This window comes from Acinetobacter sp. WCHAc060025 (genome assembly GCF_004209355.1).
Taxonomy (GTDB): domain Bacteria; phylum Pseudomonadota; class Gammaproteobacteria; order Pseudomonadales; family Moraxellaceae; genus Acinetobacter; species Acinetobacter wuhouensis.
In genome coordinates, this window is sequence record NZ_SGSX01000004.1 from 229,893 (window position 1) to 246,823 (window position 16,931).

At 37.5% G+C, this 16,931-nt stretch carries 16 protein-coding genes, 4 tRNA genes, 1 other RNA gene and 1 pseudogene; 12 read left to right on the top strand and 10 right to left on the bottom strand.

Features of this window, described 5'->3' with window-relative positions:
- Nucleotides 1-26: 26 nt before the first annotated feature.
- On the top strand, nucleotides 27-779 hold the full coding sequence (pgeF, locus tag EXE09_RS05110) for a peptidoglycan editing factor PgeF (RefSeq protein WP_130116553.1): 753 nt from the start codon (nucleotides 27-29) through the stop codon (nucleotides 777-779).
- A 117-nt stretch (nucleotides 780-896) separates the two neighbouring features.
- Complete coding sequence (locus EXE09_RS05115) at nucleotides 897-1,445, top strand: flavodoxin family protein (protein WP_130116554.1); 549 nt, start codon at nucleotides 897-899, stop codon at nucleotides 1,443-1,445.
- Between the two features lie 59 nt (nucleotides 1,446-1,504).
- Here EXE09_RS05115 and smpB read toward each other — a convergent pair whose 3' ends face one another.
- Nucleotides 1,505-1,981 (bottom strand): SsrA-binding protein SmpB, encoded by a 477-nt coding sequence (gene smpB, locus EXE09_RS05120; protein ID WP_068975529.1) that lies wholly within the window; start codon nucleotides 1,979-1,981, stop codon nucleotides 1,505-1,507.
- Nucleotides 1,982-2,141: 160 nt separating this feature from the next.
- Here smpB and coaD point away from each other — a divergent pair, with 160 nt between their 5' ends.
- From coaD to EXE09_RS05140, 4 genes are all read left to right on the top strand, one after another.
- On the top strand, nucleotides 2,142-2,633 hold the full coding sequence (coaD, locus tag EXE09_RS05125) for a pantetheine-phosphate adenylyltransferase (RefSeq protein WP_068975528.1): 492 nt from the start codon (nucleotides 2,142-2,144) through the stop codon (nucleotides 2,631-2,633).
- 1 nt (nucleotide 2,634) lies between these two features.
- Entirely contained in the window at nucleotides 2,635-2,898 is a 264-nt protein-coding gene (locus tag EXE09_RS05130; RefSeq protein WP_068975527.1) for a YfhL family 4Fe-4S dicluster ferredoxin, read from the top strand.
- A gap of 26 nt (nucleotides 2,899-2,924) precedes the next feature.
- Nucleotides 2,925-3,302, top strand: an RNA gene (gene rnpB, locus EXE09_RS05135) — RNase P RNA component class A.
- A gap of 64 nt (nucleotides 3,303-3,366) precedes the next feature.
- Nucleotides 3,367-3,443 (top strand) — tRNA-Met (locus EXE09_RS05140).
- 77 nt (nucleotides 3,444-3,520) lie between these two features.
- Here EXE09_RS05140 and EXE09_RS05145 read toward each other — a convergent pair.
- Together EXE09_RS05145 and EXE09_RS05150 are read right to left on the bottom strand one after the other, a co-directional pair.
- Nucleotides 3,521-4,480 carry an RDD family protein gene (locus EXE09_RS05145; protein ID WP_130116555.1) on the bottom strand — a complete coding sequence of 320 codons (960 nt, stop codon included), beginning with the start codon at nucleotides 4,478-4,480 and terminating at the stop codon, nucleotides 3,521-3,523.
- A gap of 233 nt (nucleotides 4,481-4,713) precedes the next feature.
- Nucleotides 4,714-4,799, bottom strand: a tRNA-Leu gene (locus tag EXE09_RS05150).
- Between the two features lie 214 nt (nucleotides 4,800-5,013).
- Between EXE09_RS05150 and EXE09_RS05155 the strand changes: the two genes are divergently transcribed.
- Complete coding sequence (locus tag EXE09_RS05155; RefSeq protein WP_130116556.1) at nucleotides 5,014-6,777, top strand: alkaline phosphatase D family protein; 1,764 nt, start codon at nucleotides 5,014-5,016, stop codon at nucleotides 6,775-6,777.
- A gap of 128 nt (nucleotides 6,778-6,905) precedes the next feature.
- Here the strand turns inward: EXE09_RS05155 and EXE09_RS05160 are convergent, their stop codons facing one another.
- Nucleotides 6,906-7,772 (bottom strand): metal-dependent hydrolase, encoded by an 867-nt coding sequence (locus EXE09_RS05160; protein ID WP_130116557.1) that lies wholly within the window; start codon nucleotides 7,770-7,772, stop codon nucleotides 6,906-6,908.
- 105 nt (nucleotides 7,773-7,877) lie between these two features.
- Between EXE09_RS05160 and EXE09_RS05165 the strand changes: the two genes are divergently transcribed.
- Nucleotides 7,878-8,498, top strand: a complete 621-nt coding sequence (locus tag EXE09_RS05165) for a TetR/AcrR family transcriptional regulator (RefSeq protein WP_130112997.1) — start codon at nucleotides 7,878-7,880, stop codon at nucleotides 8,496-8,498.
- A 125-nt stretch (nucleotides 8,499-8,623) separates the two neighbouring features.
- Here the strand turns inward: EXE09_RS05165 and EXE09_RS05170 are convergent, their stop codons facing one another.
- The 3 genes from EXE09_RS05170 to EXE09_RS05180 all read right to left on the bottom strand — a co-directional run bounded on the left by EXE09_RS05170 (nucleotide 8,624) and on the right by EXE09_RS05180 (nucleotide 9,691).
- Nucleotides 8,624-9,355 carry a hypothetical protein gene (locus tag EXE09_RS05170; RefSeq protein WP_130116558.1) on the bottom strand — a complete coding sequence of 244 codons (732 nt, stop codon included), beginning with the start codon at nucleotides 9,353-9,355 and terminating at the stop codon, nucleotides 8,624-8,626.
- 164 nt (nucleotides 9,356-9,519) lie between these two features.
- Nucleotides 9,520-9,605: transfer RNA gene (locus EXE09_RS05175), tRNA-Leu, on the bottom strand.
- A 12-nt stretch (nucleotides 9,606-9,617) separates the two neighbouring features.
- Nucleotides 9,618-9,691: transfer RNA gene (locus EXE09_RS05180), tRNA-Cys, on the bottom strand.
- A gap of 152 nt (nucleotides 9,692-9,843) precedes the next feature.
- On the opposite strand from EXE09_RS05180, the gene folD reads away from it, so the two are divergent.
- Both folD and EXE09_RS05190 read left to right on the top strand, forming a co-directional pair.
- Complete coding sequence (gene folD, locus EXE09_RS05185; protein ID WP_087553242.1) at nucleotides 9,844-10,692, top strand: bifunctional methylenetetrahydrofolate dehydrogenase/methenyltetrahydrofolate cyclohydrolase FolD; 849 nt, start codon at nucleotides 9,844-9,846, stop codon at nucleotides 10,690-10,692.
- Between the two features lie 152 nt (nucleotides 10,693-10,844).
- Nucleotides 10,845-11,513 carry a class I SAM-dependent methyltransferase gene (locus EXE09_RS05190; RefSeq protein WP_130116559.1) on the top strand — a complete coding sequence of 223 codons (669 nt, stop codon included), beginning with the start codon at nucleotides 10,845-10,847 and terminating at the stop codon, nucleotides 11,511-11,513.
- Between the two features lie 42 nt (nucleotides 11,514-11,555).
- On the opposite strand, the gene EXE09_RS05195 is transcribed toward EXE09_RS05190, so the two are convergent.
- A complete protein-coding gene (locus EXE09_RS05195) occupies nucleotides 11,556-11,981 on the bottom strand; it encodes a hypothetical protein (protein ID WP_087553244.1) in 426 nt (141 codons plus the stop codon).
- Between the two features lie 233 nt (nucleotides 11,982-12,214).
- The gene (locus EXE09_RS05200) at nucleotides 12,215-13,534 is read right to left on the bottom strand and encodes an MFS transporter (RefSeq protein ID WP_130116560.1); all 1,320 of its coding nucleotides are present in this window, start codon (nucleotides 13,532-13,534) and stop codon (nucleotides 12,215-12,217) included.
- Nucleotides 13,535-13,988: 454 nt separating this feature from the next.
- On the opposite strand from EXE09_RS05200, the gene EXE09_RS05205 reads away from it, so the two are divergent.
- Nucleotides 13,989-14,744: a DeoR/GlpR family DNA-binding transcription regulator gene (locus tag EXE09_RS05205; RefSeq protein ID WP_068975454.1), complete on the top strand. Its 756-nt coding sequence runs from the start codon at nucleotides 13,989-13,991 to the stop codon at nucleotides 14,742-14,744.
- Nucleotides 14,745-14,919: 175 nt separating this feature from the next.
- Nucleotides 14,920-16,449, top strand: coding sequence for a glycerol-3-phosphate dehydrogenase (gene glpD / locus EXE09_RS05210; RefSeq protein ID WP_130116561.1), 1,530 nt, complete (start codon nucleotides 14,920-14,922; stop codon nucleotides 16,447-16,449).
- Between the two features lie 57 nt (nucleotides 16,450-16,506).
- Here the strand turns inward: glpD and EXE09_RS18725 are convergent.
- A pseudogene (locus EXE09_RS18725) lies at nucleotides 16,507-16,931 on the bottom strand (hypothetical protein); the annotation flags it as partial.

The following is a 16,931-nucleotide window of genomic DNA, read 5'->3' on the forward strand; positions in this document are numbered from 1 at the left end:
TTTGAAATAAGGGACTGGAGATTGACATGCAATTTGTTCAAGGATTACCTGATGGTGTGTACGTGGGACAAACCCATATTCAACATGATCAAGCTTTGCCCTCGGCACAGCCTGAGCTTGAAGGTTTTAATTTGGCGTTGCATGTCAATGATGATCCAAAACGCGTCCAACAACATCGTATGATTTTATTGGATGAATTTGCTGAATTTGGTGTCAATAAAATCACATGGATGACGCAAACTCATAGCACCATTTGTCATACCATTAATGATGAAATGACCTTTGAAGCATTAGAGGGCGATGGCTTGGTCACGCAAACTCGAGGTCATGCCTTGATGATGATGACTGCGGATTGTTTACCAATCGTGCTTGGAAATGCAGATGGTGCAGAAATTGCCAATTTACATGCAGGTTGGCGCGGTCTTGCTGGCGGTATTGTTGAAAATACCATTACCGAAATGAAGAGCATACCGACTTGGGCATGGTTAGGCGCTGCCATCAGCCAACCATGTTTTGAAATTGGTGCAGAAGTGAAACAAGCTTTTTGTGAAAAATATCCTGAACTTGAAACTGCATTTAAAGCAGGGGAAAAGTCAGGTAAATATTTTGCAGACTTATATGCGATCGCACGTTTTATTCTCAAATTGCATGGTGTAGAAAATGTAATGGGCGGCGATCAGTGCTCGTATTTACAAGAACAAGATTTTTACTCTTACCGCCGTCATGCCAAAACAGGACGTATGGCAACATTTGTATTTATGAAAAATGCAAATGCGTGATTTAAAATGCTTATATTCATTTTAAATTGTCTTGTATCGAATTTTATCAATTTTACAAGAATTGTTTAAAACTGAATTAATGCTAAACTTGACTAAATCTGTTTGTTTTTAATTGATATGTCTTTGTCCAAATCTATCGCGATTGTTTATCACAGCCCTTATGGGCATACGGCAAAAGTTGCTAACTGTATTGCTCAAGGTGCAATGAAAGTAGGCGCGCACGTATCTGAAATGGATATTGAACATATTGATTGGGATGCTTTAGATCGAGCAGATGCAATTGTTTTCGGTTGTCCAACCTACATGGGCAATTTAACCTCTGGATTGAAATTGTTTATGGAGCAGTCATCGAAGCGTTGGTTGGCGCGAGCATGGCAGGGCAAACTTGCAGCAGGTTTTACCAATGGTGGTGGGTTGAGTGGCGACAAACTGGCTGTTCTGCAACAAATCAATTTGTTCGCGATGCAACATGGCATGCTTTGGACAGGTTTACCGTTGATGCCGACTGGGCGTAGTACTCACGATCTAAATCGTATGTCGAGCTTTCTAGGTTTAATGACTCAGTCTGATAATGCACCAGTAGAAGTCACTCCGCCAGCAGGTGATTTGGAAACTGCGATATGGTTCGGTGAGTACATTGGGTTGATGTTGAATCGTTTGACATAGTATTGACAAATATGTCCTTTTTGAAAAAACCTCCAAATTTGGAGGTTTTTTATTGCGGATTACTTATGCATAATTCGTGCTTTATCACGTTGCCAATCACGGTCTTTTTCAGTGGCACGTTTATCATGCAATTGCTTACCTTTTACTAAAGCAATTTCAAGTTTTGCCAAATGACCTTTCCAGTAACACGCAAGTGGTACACAGGTATAACCTTTTTGATTAACCGCACCCATGAGCTTTTCAAGCTCGCGACGTGACAATAACAATTTACGCGTACGAGTTGCTTCAGGTACGACATGAGTAGAAGCTGAAAGGAGCGGTTGAATTTGAGCACCAAACAGGAAAGCTTCATTATTCTTAAACGTAATATAGCTTTCAGTAATGGTCATACGTCCAGCACGTAATGACTTTACTTCCCAGCCTTGTAAGGAAAGTCCGGCTTCAAATTTTTCTTCAATAAAATAATCGTGGCGCGCACGTTTATTTTGCGCAATCGTACCACCATTATTTTTTTTAACGACAATCTTATTCGACATAATACAAATATTCCAAGAATAGCCTTATTTTGCCTCAAACTTGGCTTAAGGTGAAGTCATTTCACAATTAAAACCTACCTGTAAATTGCTTGAGGTTATTCGCTAATAATTGAGTTTTTGTTAAACTATAGCTCTTCATAACAAACTTGAGTACAAATGGATGTCTAAAACTCGTGTCATTTATCCGGGGACTTTCGATCCAATTACCAATGGGCATGTTGATTTAGTTGCACGCGCTTCACGTATGTTCGATGAAGTTGTGGTTGCAATTGCAATAGGACATCATAAAAACCCAGTATTCAGTTTGGAAGAACGTGTTGAGTTAGCCAAAGAATCACTTAAACATTTACCTAATGTTGAATTCGTTGGTTTTGATGGTTTATTGGTAAATTTCTCTCGTGAGCAGAATGCGACTGCTGTATTGCGTGGTTTACGCGCAGTTTCAGACTTCGAGTATGAGTTTCAGCTTGCCAATATGAACCGTCAGCTTGATCATCATTTCGAAACGGTATTTTTAACGCCGTCAGAACAATTTTCTTTTATTTCTTCGACCATGGTTCGAGAAATTGCACGATTAAAAGGTGATGTGACTAAGTTTGTACCACAATGTGTCGTAGAAGCTTTTAATCGTAAACATCAACAAGGTTGGTAGTGTGTCTTTAATTATCACAGATGAATGCATCAATTGTGATGTGTGTGAACCTGTATGTCCAAATGAAGCAATTTTCATGGGTGAATTGATTTATGAAATCAATCCAAATCTATGTACAGAATGTGTTGGGCATCATGACAAACCGCAGTGTGCTTTGTTCTGTCCAGTCGATTGTATTCCGCTTGATCCAAATCATGTCGAAAGCCAAGATGACTTGATGGAAAAGTATAAAAAACTGATTGCTCAAAAAAGCGCAAGCAATTAAGTCTAAAATTTGTTAGGATACGCCCCGAAGTGAGCCAGACGATCGCTGCTGTGGAGATCTCCGTGATTGAAGCAGGGGAGGAAAGTCCGGGCTTCATAGGGCAAGGTGCCAGGTAACGCCTGGGCGGTGTGAACCGACGGAAAGTGCAGCAGAGAGTAGACCGCCTTCATTATCGTTTCTCTTCGGAGAAATGGAAGGTAAGGGTGAAAGGGTGCGGTAAGAGCGCACCGCATGGCTGGTAACAGTTCATGGCATGGTAAACCCCACCGGAAGCAAGACCAAATAGGGATCCTATAGGCATGGCCCATGCTGGATCCGGGTAGGTCGCTTGAGCGTATGAGTGATTGTGCGCCTAGAGGAATGATCGTTCTCGACAGAACCCGGCTTATCGGCTCACTTCAATGAATTTTATTATAATTAATGCTTGACGTATGCGTGTTTACAGCAGATAATGCGCGCACAGTTTTAGGCTATGTAGCTCAGTTGGTTAGAGCACCGCACTCATAATGCGGGGGTCACAGGTTCAAGTCCCGTCATAGCCACCATTTTTATAGACCATGCTTCCAAAAGCATGGTCTTTTTTTATCTGTAGATTTTGTTTAATGAGTTGGTTGTTGAAAAATTAGAATCCAAACGAAGTTGCAGAATTTTCACCATTAAATTCGAGTTGAGGGTGATTTTGGTTGAAGCGAAGATCATAGGTTTTTGAGCGTGAAATCTTTGTCGCACCAAATTGATAAGTAAAGTTTAAATTTACTTTGTTGATTTTATAAGAGGAAAATAAATCTGGATGTTGTTCATGAATATCTTGTAGTAATGTTTCAGCAGTTTCTTGTTGATTTAAATATTTTGGCGTGGATAGAGTTAAAACAAGAATTTGATTATTTGATATTGCTTGACCGATTGAAGTACTTTGGTTGACTACTTGAATGTTTGTGATATCACCTGAAAATTGAGTTTTTAGGTCATTTGAAAGTGGTGCATTTTGTTGGTAAGTCCATAGGTTGGCAGCAAAGATTATTACGGTCAGTGCACTCATGATGTAATAGTGAACTGACCATACTGCGTGATATGGAATAGTTGATTGTGAGTTTCTTAAGATCTGAGTTTTACTGAATACATCATGTAAGGATTGTTGACTGTTTCTATTGAAAATAGCTAGATAGAAACAGGCGAATACGATACTTTGAAAGAGGGCTACAAGCAGAGTTATACTCAGTTGATTACTCGATTTTTGTTGTAAATATCCGATAAAACAAAGTGGAATAATAACAATGCTTGATCGAAATAATGAATGCAGTGGTTGAATTGATTTGTCTGTAAGATCAGAAACTCTAATTCGGCAGATCATTTTCCCAATCGTTTTGCCTTGACCAATACTACTATTCAATGCAGCGAAATAAAATAAGCAAATCAATGTGCCGATACATTGAAAAATAAAAGGTGAATTTTCAAGATAAGGGTATAGAGATTTACCAACGACCATGCCCGTCACACCGAGGACAATACAGTCAATGATAAACGCAAAAATTCGTGGAAATCTTGGAATGCTTACTTTTGAATTGGATATTAAATCAGTCATTGTTGTTCATTCTAATTAAGTTTATGAAAATTTATATAATAATTTAGTTCTTCTATTCTAAATATTTTAATGAGAAATTGCTAGAAAATGAGCTAATTTGAAAGATTGTTCAAAAATGCATATGCTGTGAATCATTGAAAACTTTAATTCTTCTTATTACACATCAGTTCCAGACATAAAAAAACCTGCATATTGCAGGATTCTTTATTGCACCATTTTAAGAAGTATTAAAATGGTGCCCGAGGCCAGACTCGAACTGGCACGCTTTGTGGGCGGGGGATTTTAAATCCCCTGTGTCTACCGATTTCACCACTCGGGCATGTGCGCAATAATATAGGACAGTTTTTTACTTGGCAAGCGTATTTGAAGCGATTTGCTTTCTTTTCAATCAATTCATGTGTTTATGTTTGAAAATAAAACAATTTAAGTAGAACTTATCATAATTTGTCATGTTTTCTTCATGGTTTTGAGATTAAAACGAAATATTCCCCAACTACATTGATTGAGAAAAAACCTTGGGGAAATCTTAGATCATGCCAAATTCAATATCGCGCCGTGAATTAATTCAAAAATCATTAGCCAGTTTCGGTGCTTTATCTTTACCTGTTTCACTCACTGCTTGTGGTAGTGATGACGATTCTACATCTGAAACAAAAGTGGAATTTTTACATGGGGTTGCCAGTGGAGATCCACTCAAAGATCGCGTGATCCTATGGACACGTATTACACCACAAGACACATCTTTACGTTTAGAAGTGGTTTGGGAAATTGCGACTGATGACAAATTTAACCAAATCATCAATACTGGCAAAGTTCAAACGACAAAAGCGCAAGATTTTACAGTCAAAGTGGATGCCGACAAGCTTAAATCTGGGCAAGCTTATTATTATCGTTTTAAATTTGGTTCAGTGATTTCAACAGTTGGACGGACTAAAACTTTGCCTGAAACGACCAGTTCGGTACAATTTGCGGTATGTTCATGTTCAAATTATCCAGCCGGCTATTTCTATGTTTATAGAGAAATGGCAAAGCAAGAAGTGGATGCAATCATTCATTTGGGTGACTATATTTATGAATATGGCAAAGATGGTTATGCCACAGAAGATGCAGCTAAATTAGGACGTACGTTAGCTACTGATAATGATAAAGAAATTATTAAATTAGACGATTATCGTAAACGCTATGCTTTATATCATACCGATTTAGATTTACAGGCAGCGCACGCACGCCACCCATTCATCGTGATTTGGGATGACCATGAGTTGGCAAATGATGCATGGAAAGAAGGTGCTGAAAATCATCAGCCTGCAACCGAAGGAAGTTTCTTAGATCGAAAATTAGCAGCGTTACAGGCTTATTTTGAGTGGATGCCGATTCGTCCAGTTTCAGCCACTGATCACTTAAATATTTATCGTCAATTTGACTACGGTACATTGGTTCAACTCACCATGCTTGATACGCGTATTTTAGCGCGTGATCAACAGTTGGAATACGCCAACTATATGACAGCGACTGGCTTAGATATTGCAAAATTTCAAGCAGATTTGACCAGTACCACTCGTACACTCATGGGGTATACACAACGTGAATGGTTGCAAAAGAAATTAGCGCAATCTACTGCAACTTGGAATGTGTTGGGTCAGCAAGTGTTGATGTCAAAAATGTTGATTCCTGCTGAATTGCTCATGTCTTTAGCTGCAATTACCAGTGGAAATGTCACGACTGAAACATTAACAAAAATGAATCAGCAAATTACTGAATTGGTGACATTAAAAGTGCGATTGCAAAAGGGTGATCCTACTTTAACTGCAACTGAGAAAGCACGTATTATGACGGTAGCACCTTATAATTTAGATGCGTGGGATGGTTATTATGCGGAGCGTGAAATTTTGTATGGCACGCTTAAGACCTTGAACAAAAAAGTGGTCGTTTTAGCAGGGGATACTCATAATGCATGGGCTTCTAATTTGCATACGCAAACAGGGGATTTTGTTGGTGTAGAGTTGGCAACCAGTTCGGTGTCTTCACCTGGGATGGAAAAGTATCTTAATATTCCTTTGGCACAGCTACAGCAGTTTGAGTTTGCATTCACAACTTTGATTGATGAATTAAATTATACCAATTTAAATCAACGCGGTTATTTGAAAGTAGGTTTTACGGCACAACAGGTTCAAGCTGATTGGATTTTTGTGGACAGTATTAAAGAAAAAACCTATACCATCGACGCTAATCGTAAACATCAAGTGATATTGAATAATGTTTTGCAGGATGTAAGTACTGTTCAAAAGAGTGCTTAGTCAATTTTTATAGCACAATAATTTATAACACAAGCAATCATTACACAGCCAAGATTTAATTTAAATCTTGGCTTTTTCGTTTACGCTATTTTGTTTTGCGCTTTGATAGGAATACATTATTTTAGCGACTAAGTTTTTAAATGCTGTGCTAAAGAGCCATTATCACCAAATAATTTTTTACGATACTCAGCTTCAAGTTGTTCTGTTTGCATATTACGCGGATTAAAATCGTATTGTGTTACTTCAAACATACCTAAGGCTGCTTGAGTCAAAATTCCTAGTCGATTAACACCACCAAAACCTAGATAAAAACAATCATTTAAATCGCGTAAAGAGAACTTAATATCTTTACGTTTTAAAATTTTATACCAGTGTCCAAATAGAACAGGGGTAAGATGCTTCGTAATCCGTAATAGGGCAATACTTCTATTCCGTGGCGTATTACCACCCACTGCGGTTAAAACATCATAAGCCACAGATTTATGCTCAAGCTCTTCTAGTGCATGCCACTCCCAAAGATCACGCTTTGCTTGCGTGGTTTTTTGCTGAATTAAACCATCTGTTAATAATAATCGCGCAAGGGTTGCAGTAAAGTGCTCCATGACTACTGTCGTAGCCAACTGGTCTATTTTATTTAACTTTCTAAATTGATCGAGGACACGTTTAGTTTGAGCTTCAATCTCTAAAACTTCGGAAAATTGTGAATCTAATAAATGCTTGTTTAAAGACTGATGTTCTCGACTATGAAACGCTTCTTGTGCAATAAATGTTTGAATATCTTTGCATAGTTGTTCATCGGAAATTTGATGACGCACATTACGTATACTTTCGATAAAGAACATTTCACCAGGTGGAAACATTGCAGATAAAATAACGAATAATGAGGAAACAACGGTATTATCTTCATAATAAAAAGAAAATCTTTCTTCTTTTCGATGAGAAAGAATGACATTCCTTCGTACCATTTTCTCTATAGGATTATAAATTATATTCATTGTTTTGACCTTTATCGGCTATATTTGTAAAAATGAAAACTATAACTACAATCTATCAATGAATTTAAACGGAAAAAATACGGATTATAAGAGGAAGTTGTGGTGATGGTAACTATAAGAAAACCAAAACAAAATAGATCAAAGAACACCTATAATTCTATCCTTGGTGCAGGATTTATATCGGTAAAAAAATTTGGAATTGATGATGTAAGTGTACTGAAGGTTTGTGAAATTGCAGGAGTAGGTTCTGGTAGTTTTTATGAGTATTTTAAAAACAAAGACGCTCTATTTATTGAAATGCATCAATATTTTATTTCGGAAATGTCTGATTTATTATTCAGAATTGGGCCTGAAATATTTAATTTGGACATTCCTGATGCGATCAGAATGATCTTTGTTCGCATAGGTGAGTTTTTAGCACAAAATGAGAATTTATATTTTTATTGGTTGAGTGTATGCGGTAAATACAATACTGAGGAAAGCCAAGTTAAAGCTGTAAAAACGGTGAATATTATGGCAATAGAATATGCAGTAAAACATCCAGAGGTATTACGTATAAAAAATCTCAAATTGATGGTTTATATTTTGATTACATCGAGTATTGCGTTAACTATGAATTTCTTCTCAAGTAAAAATACGGGTTTTACTTATGAGGAATTAATTGATTGTTTAATTGACATCACGATGTCTTATATAGAAGATGATCGGAATAAGCTTAAGATTTAATGAACTATAATTAAAACTCAATCAATATAAAAGCATCAATGTTAAGAATAATCTCCAATGAAAGTGTCTTGAGGGAAATTAGGATAAGTATTTGAAAATTAAATTAAAAATTTTATAGTGGCGCATTATGTAATGCTGTCCATATATTCGTCTAAGTCGATAAATTTATAAGACTTAGACATTTCATTTTCATACTTTAAAAGTTGTAAATGCAGTTCTAAATAAGTCGCCAATTGTTTTTGTAAGACTTGGTGTTTATCAGAATCCTTTTTTACCCAGTACATTTTAAATTTTGCTTTCTTGGCTTGTTTATACGCCCAGAAACATGACCGACGAATCTGTTGTAATTGATAATATTCTGTATCTTTGGTGCTATCCCGAAATAAATTTTCTTTATAAAACTGAACAAAACCAAAGTTCATGGCGAAGAAAAATAAAACACCTTGTAAAAGTATACTCTCAAAAAAATAAATATTGAGCGCTTGAACAATAATGAGCACAGCGAGTTTGAATGGGGTGTTGTTAAGTTGATGATAAAGATGAGTAGAACTATGTTTTATTTGATTGATAATTAACGGCACAATGATCATAAAAAACAGCATGATGCTTAATGCTGAGATACTATTGGCTTGAAATTCATTAAATTGATGAAAATGACTCGCAATATATTTGCCTAAGCTAAAATAAATACTGCAAAAAATCATGACAGCAAGCACCCAAGGAATAAACTCCTTCGCTTCATCCAAGATGCCTTTGGTTTTAATTTGGCTATAAAATAAAAAGTTACGCTTAAAGGCTTGTGGATATTGTTGTTGAAGTTGATTTAAATAGAGAGAAACTTGCTTGTTTTGAATCATATTGGCTTCGCTTATCTAAATTTTAACTTGAGTTGTCACATCGTTGTAATATTAACATAAAAAACCGATATGGAAGCTCTATAGGCTTAAGCATAAAAGTTTAGGCATAAAAAAACCTGCATTTAGCAGGATTCTTTATTGCACCACTTTAAGAAGTATTAAAATGGTGCCCGAGGCCAGACTCGAACTGGCACGCTTTGTGGGCGGGGGATTTTAAATCCCCTGTGTCTACCGATTTCACCACTCGGGCATTTTAACAAGATGGAGGCGGAGGTCGGAATCGAACCGGCGTCCACGGAGTTGCAGTCCGCTGCATGACCACTCTGCCACCCCGCCGCGTCTTGTTGATGCGTATATTAGCAACCTTTGAAAAAAAAACAATACTAGTTTTCATACGGATGCACATAAATTCGGCATACAGAAGAAAATTGTCTAAATAATCATGTATTATTTGCAAAATTGATTCATATCTACTTTGGAGATGTGCCGTGGCATTGGTATTAGATGGTCGCGCATTAGCGAAACAAATTGAAGCAGACTTGTTGACTCGTGTTGAAGCTTTAAAAGCAAAAACAGGTCGTACCCCAATTTTAGCGACTATTTTGGTCGGTGATGATGGTGCATCTGCGACTTATGTGCGTATGAAAGGCAATGCTTGCCGTCGTGTTGGGATGGATTCTTTAAAAGTAGAATTACCAACTGAAACGACAACTGAACAGTTATTGGCTGAAATTGAAAAATTAAATGCCAATCCTGATGTTCACGGTATTCTTTTACAGCATCCAGTTCCTGCGCAAATTGATGAGCGTGCTTGTTTTGATGCGATTTCATTGGCTAAAGACGTAGATGGCGTGACTTGTCTTGGTTTTGGTCGTATGGCGATGGGCGAAGCTGCTTATGGTTCAGCAACTCCAGCGGGTATCATGACCATTCTTAAAGAAAACAACATTGAAATTGCAGGTAAGCATGCTGTTGTTGTTGGTCGTTCTGCGATTTTGGGTAAACCAATGGCGGCAATGTTGCTTGAAGCGAATGCGACAGTGACGATTTGCCACAGCCGTACTCAAGATTTAGCAAGCTTTGTCAAACAAGCAGACATCATTGTTGGCGCAGTAGGTAAAGCTGAACTCATCCAAAAAGATTGGATTAAACAAGGTGCAGTAGTTGTAGATGCTGGTTTCCATCCTCGTGATGGCGGTGGTGTGGGTGATATTCAATTGGTTGGTATCGAAGACATTGCTTCTGCATATACACCTGTTCCAGGTGGTGTAGGTCCAATGACGATTACGACTTTGATTCGTCAGACTGTAGAAGCTGCTGAGAAAGAATTGGGTTAATAGAATCTCCCCAACCCTCCTTTTTCAAAGGAGGGTGCTTTCATTAAAAAAATATTTGAGTTCTCGTGAGTTCCCGCTCTTTTAAAGATTAACAGCATTGTTGCGTAAGAGGGGGAGATTATGAATATTCCACAATTAAATAAACAGAAAATATGAGCTGTACATTCCAATTGCAAAAAGCCCCGCAACATTTACTTGATGCTTTGCATGATGTTATTCCGCATTGCGAACTGATGGCGCAACAGTTGCCAGAAACGCCTATTTCCTTGTGGTTAATTCCACCAGTATTTTCAACAGATCGTCTAGATGATGAAGTGATTCGTCGTATTTGGAATGATACGCCGTATTGGATTTTCTGTTGGGCTTCTGGTTTAGCTATGGCGCAATGGTTGTTGGCTGAACCCCATCATGTCAAAGATAAGGTGGTGTTGGACTTTGGTGCAGGTTCAGGTGTGGTTGCAATTGCCGCGAAAATGGCGGGTGCGAAGCGTGTCATTTGTTGTGATATAGATCAAGTCAGCTTAGATGCATGTCGTGAAAATGCCTTGCTGAATGATGTTGAACTTGAATATCTGGATGATCTGTATAAGGCAGAACAGGTTGATGTCCTGCTTGCTGCCGATGTGCTCTATGATCAATGCAATCGTTTCTTCTTAGATGAATTTTTAAAATTTGCCCCAGAAGTGTGGGTAGCAGATAGTCGTGTGAAAAACTTTAGTCATCCACATTATCAAAAATTAGATGAACGCAGTGCAACGACATGGCCAGATTTGGATGAAGCCAAAGAGTTTAGAAATGTGAGTTTTTATAAGACGCTATGATCGCGTCTTATTTATTGGGCTGATCAACGATTTATTCAAAAATTAAGAACAAGTATAACGTACAACATGCAAAGTGCTTGGACGAGTATCTAAAGCTTGACGAGTCGCATAGTTTTCACTGCTATTCGCTGTTTGAGTATTTGAAAGTCCAAATGAAGTACGGCTATGTCCAAGTTGCACACCAGTTTTACTCTCAGCAACCTGAGGGTTAATAATCTCGTTTACACTCAGTACATTAAGTTTATAAGTTTTAGTTTCACCGAGTACTTTTTTACACGCGCGCTGTAACTTATTGACATCTAAATCAGAATTGGCGCGACCGGATAAAGTATACGCAAGCGTTGCACTATCGGTTGTTTGATTTTCTATTTGATAACCTGTTACACCGTTATATTGGCGAGGTGTTGTTTGACATGCTGAAAGTGCTAAAACAACTAAACTAAAGCTTGCTAATGTGATCTTTTTCATCTTTTAAAGTCCTCGCTTTTTGAATACTTTTTAGTATGCCACAGCTTTGAGTTTTAAACGATGCTTGAATTGTTCAATAAAAAAGGCTTTTTCTAAACCTGTAGAAAAAGCCTTTTCATGAATGAGACTAGGGTCTGTTGATAATTCGTCTATGTTTGCGACTTTGTATATTTTTTAGCTGATACTAGACGTGAAATACGAAACTTAGTCATTCTAAGTGAGTTTTAACACACTTAATTATCAGTGATTAAACTATGCTTTTTCGTGTCTTTCATAAATACATAAGTAATCAGTGAAAGACCAATCATAAAGGTGATGTAGTAGAAAAAGTAATTTTCATGACCTGCATTTTTAAAACTTAATGCTACAAGTTCAGCGGTCCCACCAAATAAAGTATTTGCGATTGCATAAGGTAATGCGACACCTAAGGCACGAATATGTGGCGGGAATAATTCAGCTTTTACTACAGCATTAATTGCAGTATAGCCAGTCACAATCACCATCCCACTCATACATAACATGAATGCCGTAGTCGGGCTAGTCGTTGAACCAAGTCCATTAAAAATTGGAATGGTGAAAAGAACGCCCAAAATACCAAAGGTAATCATGATTGGTTTACGACCAATTTTATCAGAAAGCGCACCAACAGCTGGCTGCAATAACATGAATACGAAAATTGCAGCAGTGGTAATCTCAGTCGCTGTTGTTTTCTCAAATCCAGAGGTATTCACCAAATATTTTTGTAAATAAGTGGTAAATGTATTGAAGGCTAAAGTACCACCCGCAGTCAGCATGATGACTGTGAAAGCTTGCTTAGGATATTTGGTAAATAAAGCCAAAGCACCTGATTTTTCACCACCATTCTTTACTTGCTCTTGAGCTTGTTTTGAAGACTCAGTTTCAACCAAACCGCGACGAATCCAGAACACGACTACTGCTAATAATGCACCGATGAAGAATGGTACACGCCATCCCCATTCAGAAAGCTGACCGTCACTTAAAGTACGTTGCAAAATAATCAGTACACACAGTGCAAGTAACTGACCTGAAATCAAGGTCACATATTGGAAGCTAGAGAAGAAACCACGATGGTTTTTACCCGCCATTTCAGTTAGGTAAGTCGCACTTGCGCCATACTCACCGCCAACACTTAAACCTTGCAATAAACGTGCAAATAAAAGCAATGCGGGTGCAAGCATACCAACACTTGCATAAGTTGGCGCACAGGCAATAATGAGCGAACCTGCACACATGAGTGAAACAGAGAGGGTTAAGCCTGATTTACGACCTTTACGGTCTGCGTATATCCCCATGATCCATGCGCCAATCGGGCGCATTAAGAAACCTAAAGCAAACACAGCAGCAGCTTGGAGGAGTTTTACAGTGTCATCACCATCTGGGAAAAATTGTGGTGCAAAATAAAGCGTGAAAGCCGCGTAGACATACCAGTCGTACCATTCGACTAAGTTACCCGCAGAGCCACCAAGGATAGATTTGAAACGAGTTTTTCTATCAAGTTGCGACGGCGCAGCCTGAGGAGATGAATTGGACAAGACAATTCTCCAAAAGAATATGCAAATACGGTCTATTTAATTTTCATTTTTGATGAAAATCTAAGCAGAAAAATCAAACAGAGAGAATTTCAGCAAGTGCTGTGGGGAGATACAAATAATTACGGAGACCGTTATACACTTGTCGAAGTGCTGAACTTATTAGACTTTGGTCGTAAGATTGGGTTGTGTGTTTTTCATCACATTAAGCCAAGTTTTATGATAAATATAATAATTTTTTTAAAACAATAGCTTAATTTAAACTTAATGATATTTTCTAATGTGGATATTCAATTTTACGAACGATTGAAAATGTTTGAATGTGTGAAAATTACACAAATTTATTCCTTGGATTGATTGCGTATCACAAATTAATTTTGTTGAATGATCATGAGTCATGATATTAATATTGGACAAATGTTCATTTTCGAAAATAAAACAATAAGGATCAACATTGATGAGTCTAGTGATTCGACAGCAACAAATTCTAGAATTGGTCAAAGAGCGAGGCTATATCAGTATTGATGAAATTGCACAGACCTTTTCCGTCACTCCGCAAACGGTTCGCCGTGACATTAATCAATTGGCAGATGCGGGATTATTGCGCCGTTATCATGGGGGCGCTGCTGTTGATTCGAGTGTAGCAAATACTGAATATAGTATGCGTGTTAGCCATAATTCTGAAGCAAAACAAAAAATTGCAACAGCTATTGCTCAAGATATTCCAGATCATGCATCTATCTTTATCAATATCGGGACGACCACAGAAGCAATTGCACATGCATTATTGAATCATCATGGTCTTAAGGTGATTACCAACAACTTGAATGTTGCTAAAATTTTGAGTGTTAAAAATGATTTTGAAGTATTGATTGCAAGTGGAAAAGTTCGTCCAGATGGTGGGGTGATAGGGCAAGCGACTTCTGATTTTTTTAAACAGTTTAAAGTCGATTATGCCTTGATTGGAATTAGTGGCATTGATGAGGAAGGTACACTTTTAGATTTTGATTTTCAGGAAGTTGCGGTTTCTCAAGAAATTATGGAAGGTGCAAGACACGTATATTTGGCAGCAGATGCCAGTAAATTTGGTCGTCATGCCATGATGCGTTTAGGTCATTTGAATGAAATACATCGACTTTATACTGATCAAAAGCCAGCTGATCAATATTTAAAGCAAATCCAAGAGTCGGAATTGAAGTTAGTTATTGTTTAAGTTAGAAGGATGACTAATGCTGATAGGGATGCTTTTCTGAAAATGTAAAATTGATCACTTTTTAATAGACTTTGTCTAAAATACACTCTATTATTTTTCTAAAGTGAAAATAAACGAAAATATATTTTCATATTTTAGATCATTCTCGGCTGAATAATAGAACATGGTGATGTTTATGACACAAAATAATGAACAACAAAATTGTTATGACATTGCTGTAATTGGCGGTGGAATTAATGGTGTAGGCATTGCAAATGATGCAGTGGGACGTGGTTTATCTGTGTTTCTTTGTGAAAAAGATGATTTAGCCAGTCATACATCTTCTGCCAGTAGTAAGTTAATTCATGGTGGTTTACGTTATTTAGAACATAAAGAATTTCGTTTGGTTCGAGAAGCCTTAGCAGAGCGTGAAGTATTATTGTCAAAAGCGCCACATATCATACGGCCAATGCGTTTTATCATGCCACATCAGCCACATTTACGACCTGCATGGCTCATTCGAACAGGTCTGTTCTTTTATGATCATTTGGGAAAACGAGAGAAGCTTGCGGGTTCGAATTTGGTTCAATTTGTACCTGAAACAAGTCCATTAAAAGATGAAATTACCCGTGGTTTTGAATATTCAGACTGTGCTGTGGATGATTCTCGACTGGTTATTCTCAATGCGATGCAAGCACGTGAGCAAGGTGCCCAAATCGTAACGCAAACACGTTGTATTTCTGCACAGCGTGAAAATGGTGTATGGACTGTTCAGCTTGAAAATGAACATGGTCAATATCAAATTCAAGCCAAGGTTTTAGTGAATGCCGCAGGGCCATGGGTTGCTAAATTTATTAAGCAAGATTTGCAGTTGAAATCACAATATGGCATCCGCTTGATTCAAGGTAGTCATATCATCGTGCCGAAAATTTATGAAGGTGATAAAGCCTTTATTATGCAAAATGATGATCAGCGTATTGTTTTTGCAATTCCTTATTTAAATCAATATACCATGATTGGTACGACGGATCGTGAATACACAGGTGATCCAAATCAAGTTGAAATTAGCCAAGATGAAATTGATTATTTATTGGATGTGTCAAATGATCATTTTAAAGTGCAATTGAAGCAAGAGGATATTATTAGCACTTTCTCAGGTGTACGTCCTTTATGTGATGATGAATCGGATAATCCTGCAGCAATTACCCGTGATTATACTTTGGCAGTTTCTCAAGATCATGAAAATGAAGCACCGATTTTGTCAGTTTTCGGTGGAAAATTAACGACCTATCGAAAGTTGGCTGAATCTGCACTCGATCAGATTAAAAAGTTTTTCCCAGAACTTGGAAAGCCTTGGACAGAAAAAGCATTATTACCTGGTGCTGAAAATTTAGAGTCAGTTGAAAGTCTTATCGTCGAAATTGAGAGTAAAATTAAAGGGATTGATACTGAAACAACGCAACGCTGGGCGCATGCTTTTGGCACGAGAGTTTGGAAGTTTTTAGGTCATACAACTTCGATCCATGAATTGGGTCAAGATTTTGGACATGGTTTGTATGCGCAAGAAGTGGACTATTTAGTCGATCAAGAATGGGCGATGAACAGTCTAGATATTTTAAAACGCCGAACAAAACTTTATTTAAAATTTGATGAAAATGCAGTTCAAGCATTGGATGAATATTTGGTCAGTTTGCATGAGAGAAGATTACAGAAGGATGTGGCGTAGTTGTTATCACAAGGGAAAAGGTCAGTATTTAAGCTGACCTTTTTTATAATGAATGTATTAAGTCCAATCAAAAGTGAATAAAACTCTTTTCGTTTCAGGTTGGTAATACATCAAAATATCATCTGCACCACTTGTGCAGTATTGCCATCCTGATGCGCAAGCTATGAAATAGTAACGTCTATCTTGTTTATCATAGACATGTACTTCTTCATCATCGGTACGGCGGTTGATAAATTGAAGATTAAAGTACTGATCAAGCGGTGAAATATAATTACTTACGCTAAATTCGCCACCAATCCAATTTAACAGGATATTGGGATGTTGTTTACGAAATTCTAGGTCAAATTTTAAATGTGATGAAGAAATCATTTCACCAGTTTCTTTAAATCGCGCTTTGACTTTCAGATAATCTTTATGCATTGCATCACTATGTGGTTGCATTTGCCCAAAACAAATTTCCTGATGGTTTTCATTTTCTAAAA

What these genes read in the sequence shown, in the direction of transcription:
- EXE09_RS05115 (WP_130116554.1), top strand. Translation starts at nt 897, where the DNA reads ATGTCTTTGTCCAAATCTATCGCGATTGTTTATCACAGCCCTTATGGG.
- EXE09_RS05145 (WP_130116555.1), bottom strand. Translation starts at nt 4,480, where the DNA reads ATGACTGATTTAATATCCAATTCAAAAGTAAGCATTCCAAGATTTCCA.
- EXE09_RS05205 (WP_068975454.1), top strand. Translation starts at nt 13,989, where the DNA reads ATGAGTCTAGTGATTCGACAGCAACAAATTCTAGAATTGGTCAAAGAG.
- EXE09_RS05165 (WP_130112997.1), top strand. Translation starts at nt 7,878, where the DNA reads ATGGTAACTATAAGAAAACCAAAACAAAATAGATCAAAGAACACCTAT.
- EXE09_RS05190 (WP_130116559.1), top strand. Translation starts at nt 10,845, where the DNA reads ATGAGCTGTACATTCCAATTGCAAAAAGCCCCGCAACATTTACTTGAT.
- EXE09_RS05160 (WP_130116557.1), bottom strand. Translation starts at nt 7,772, where the DNA reads ATGAATATAATTTATAATCCTATAGAGAAAATGGTACGAAGGAATGTC.
- EXE09_RS05195 (WP_087553244.1), bottom strand. Translation starts at nt 11,981, where the DNA reads ATGAAAAAGATCACATTAGCAAGCTTTAGTTTAGTTGTTTTAGCACTT.
- EXE09_RS05170 (WP_130116558.1), bottom strand. Translation starts at nt 9,355, where the DNA reads ATGATTCAAAACAAGCAAGTTTCTCTCTATTTAAATCAACTTCAACAA.
- EXE09_RS05155 (WP_130116556.1), top strand. Translation starts at nt 5,014, where the DNA reads ATGCCAAATTCAATATCGCGCCGTGAATTAATTCAAAAATCATTAGCC.
- glpD (WP_130116561.1), top strand. Translation starts at nt 14,920, where the DNA reads ATGACACAAAATAATGAACAACAAAATTGTTATGACATTGCTGTAATT.
- smpB (WP_068975529.1), bottom strand. Translation starts at nt 1,981, where the DNA reads ATGTCGAATAAGATTGTCGTTAAAAAAAATAATGGTGGTACGATTGCG.
- coaD (WP_068975528.1), top strand. Translation starts at nt 2,142, where the DNA reads ATGTCTAAAACTCGTGTCATTTATCCGGGGACTTTCGATCCAATTACC.
- pgeF (WP_130116553.1), top strand. Translation starts at nt 27, where the DNA reads ATGCAATTTGTTCAAGGATTACCTGATGGTGTGTACGTGGGACAAACC.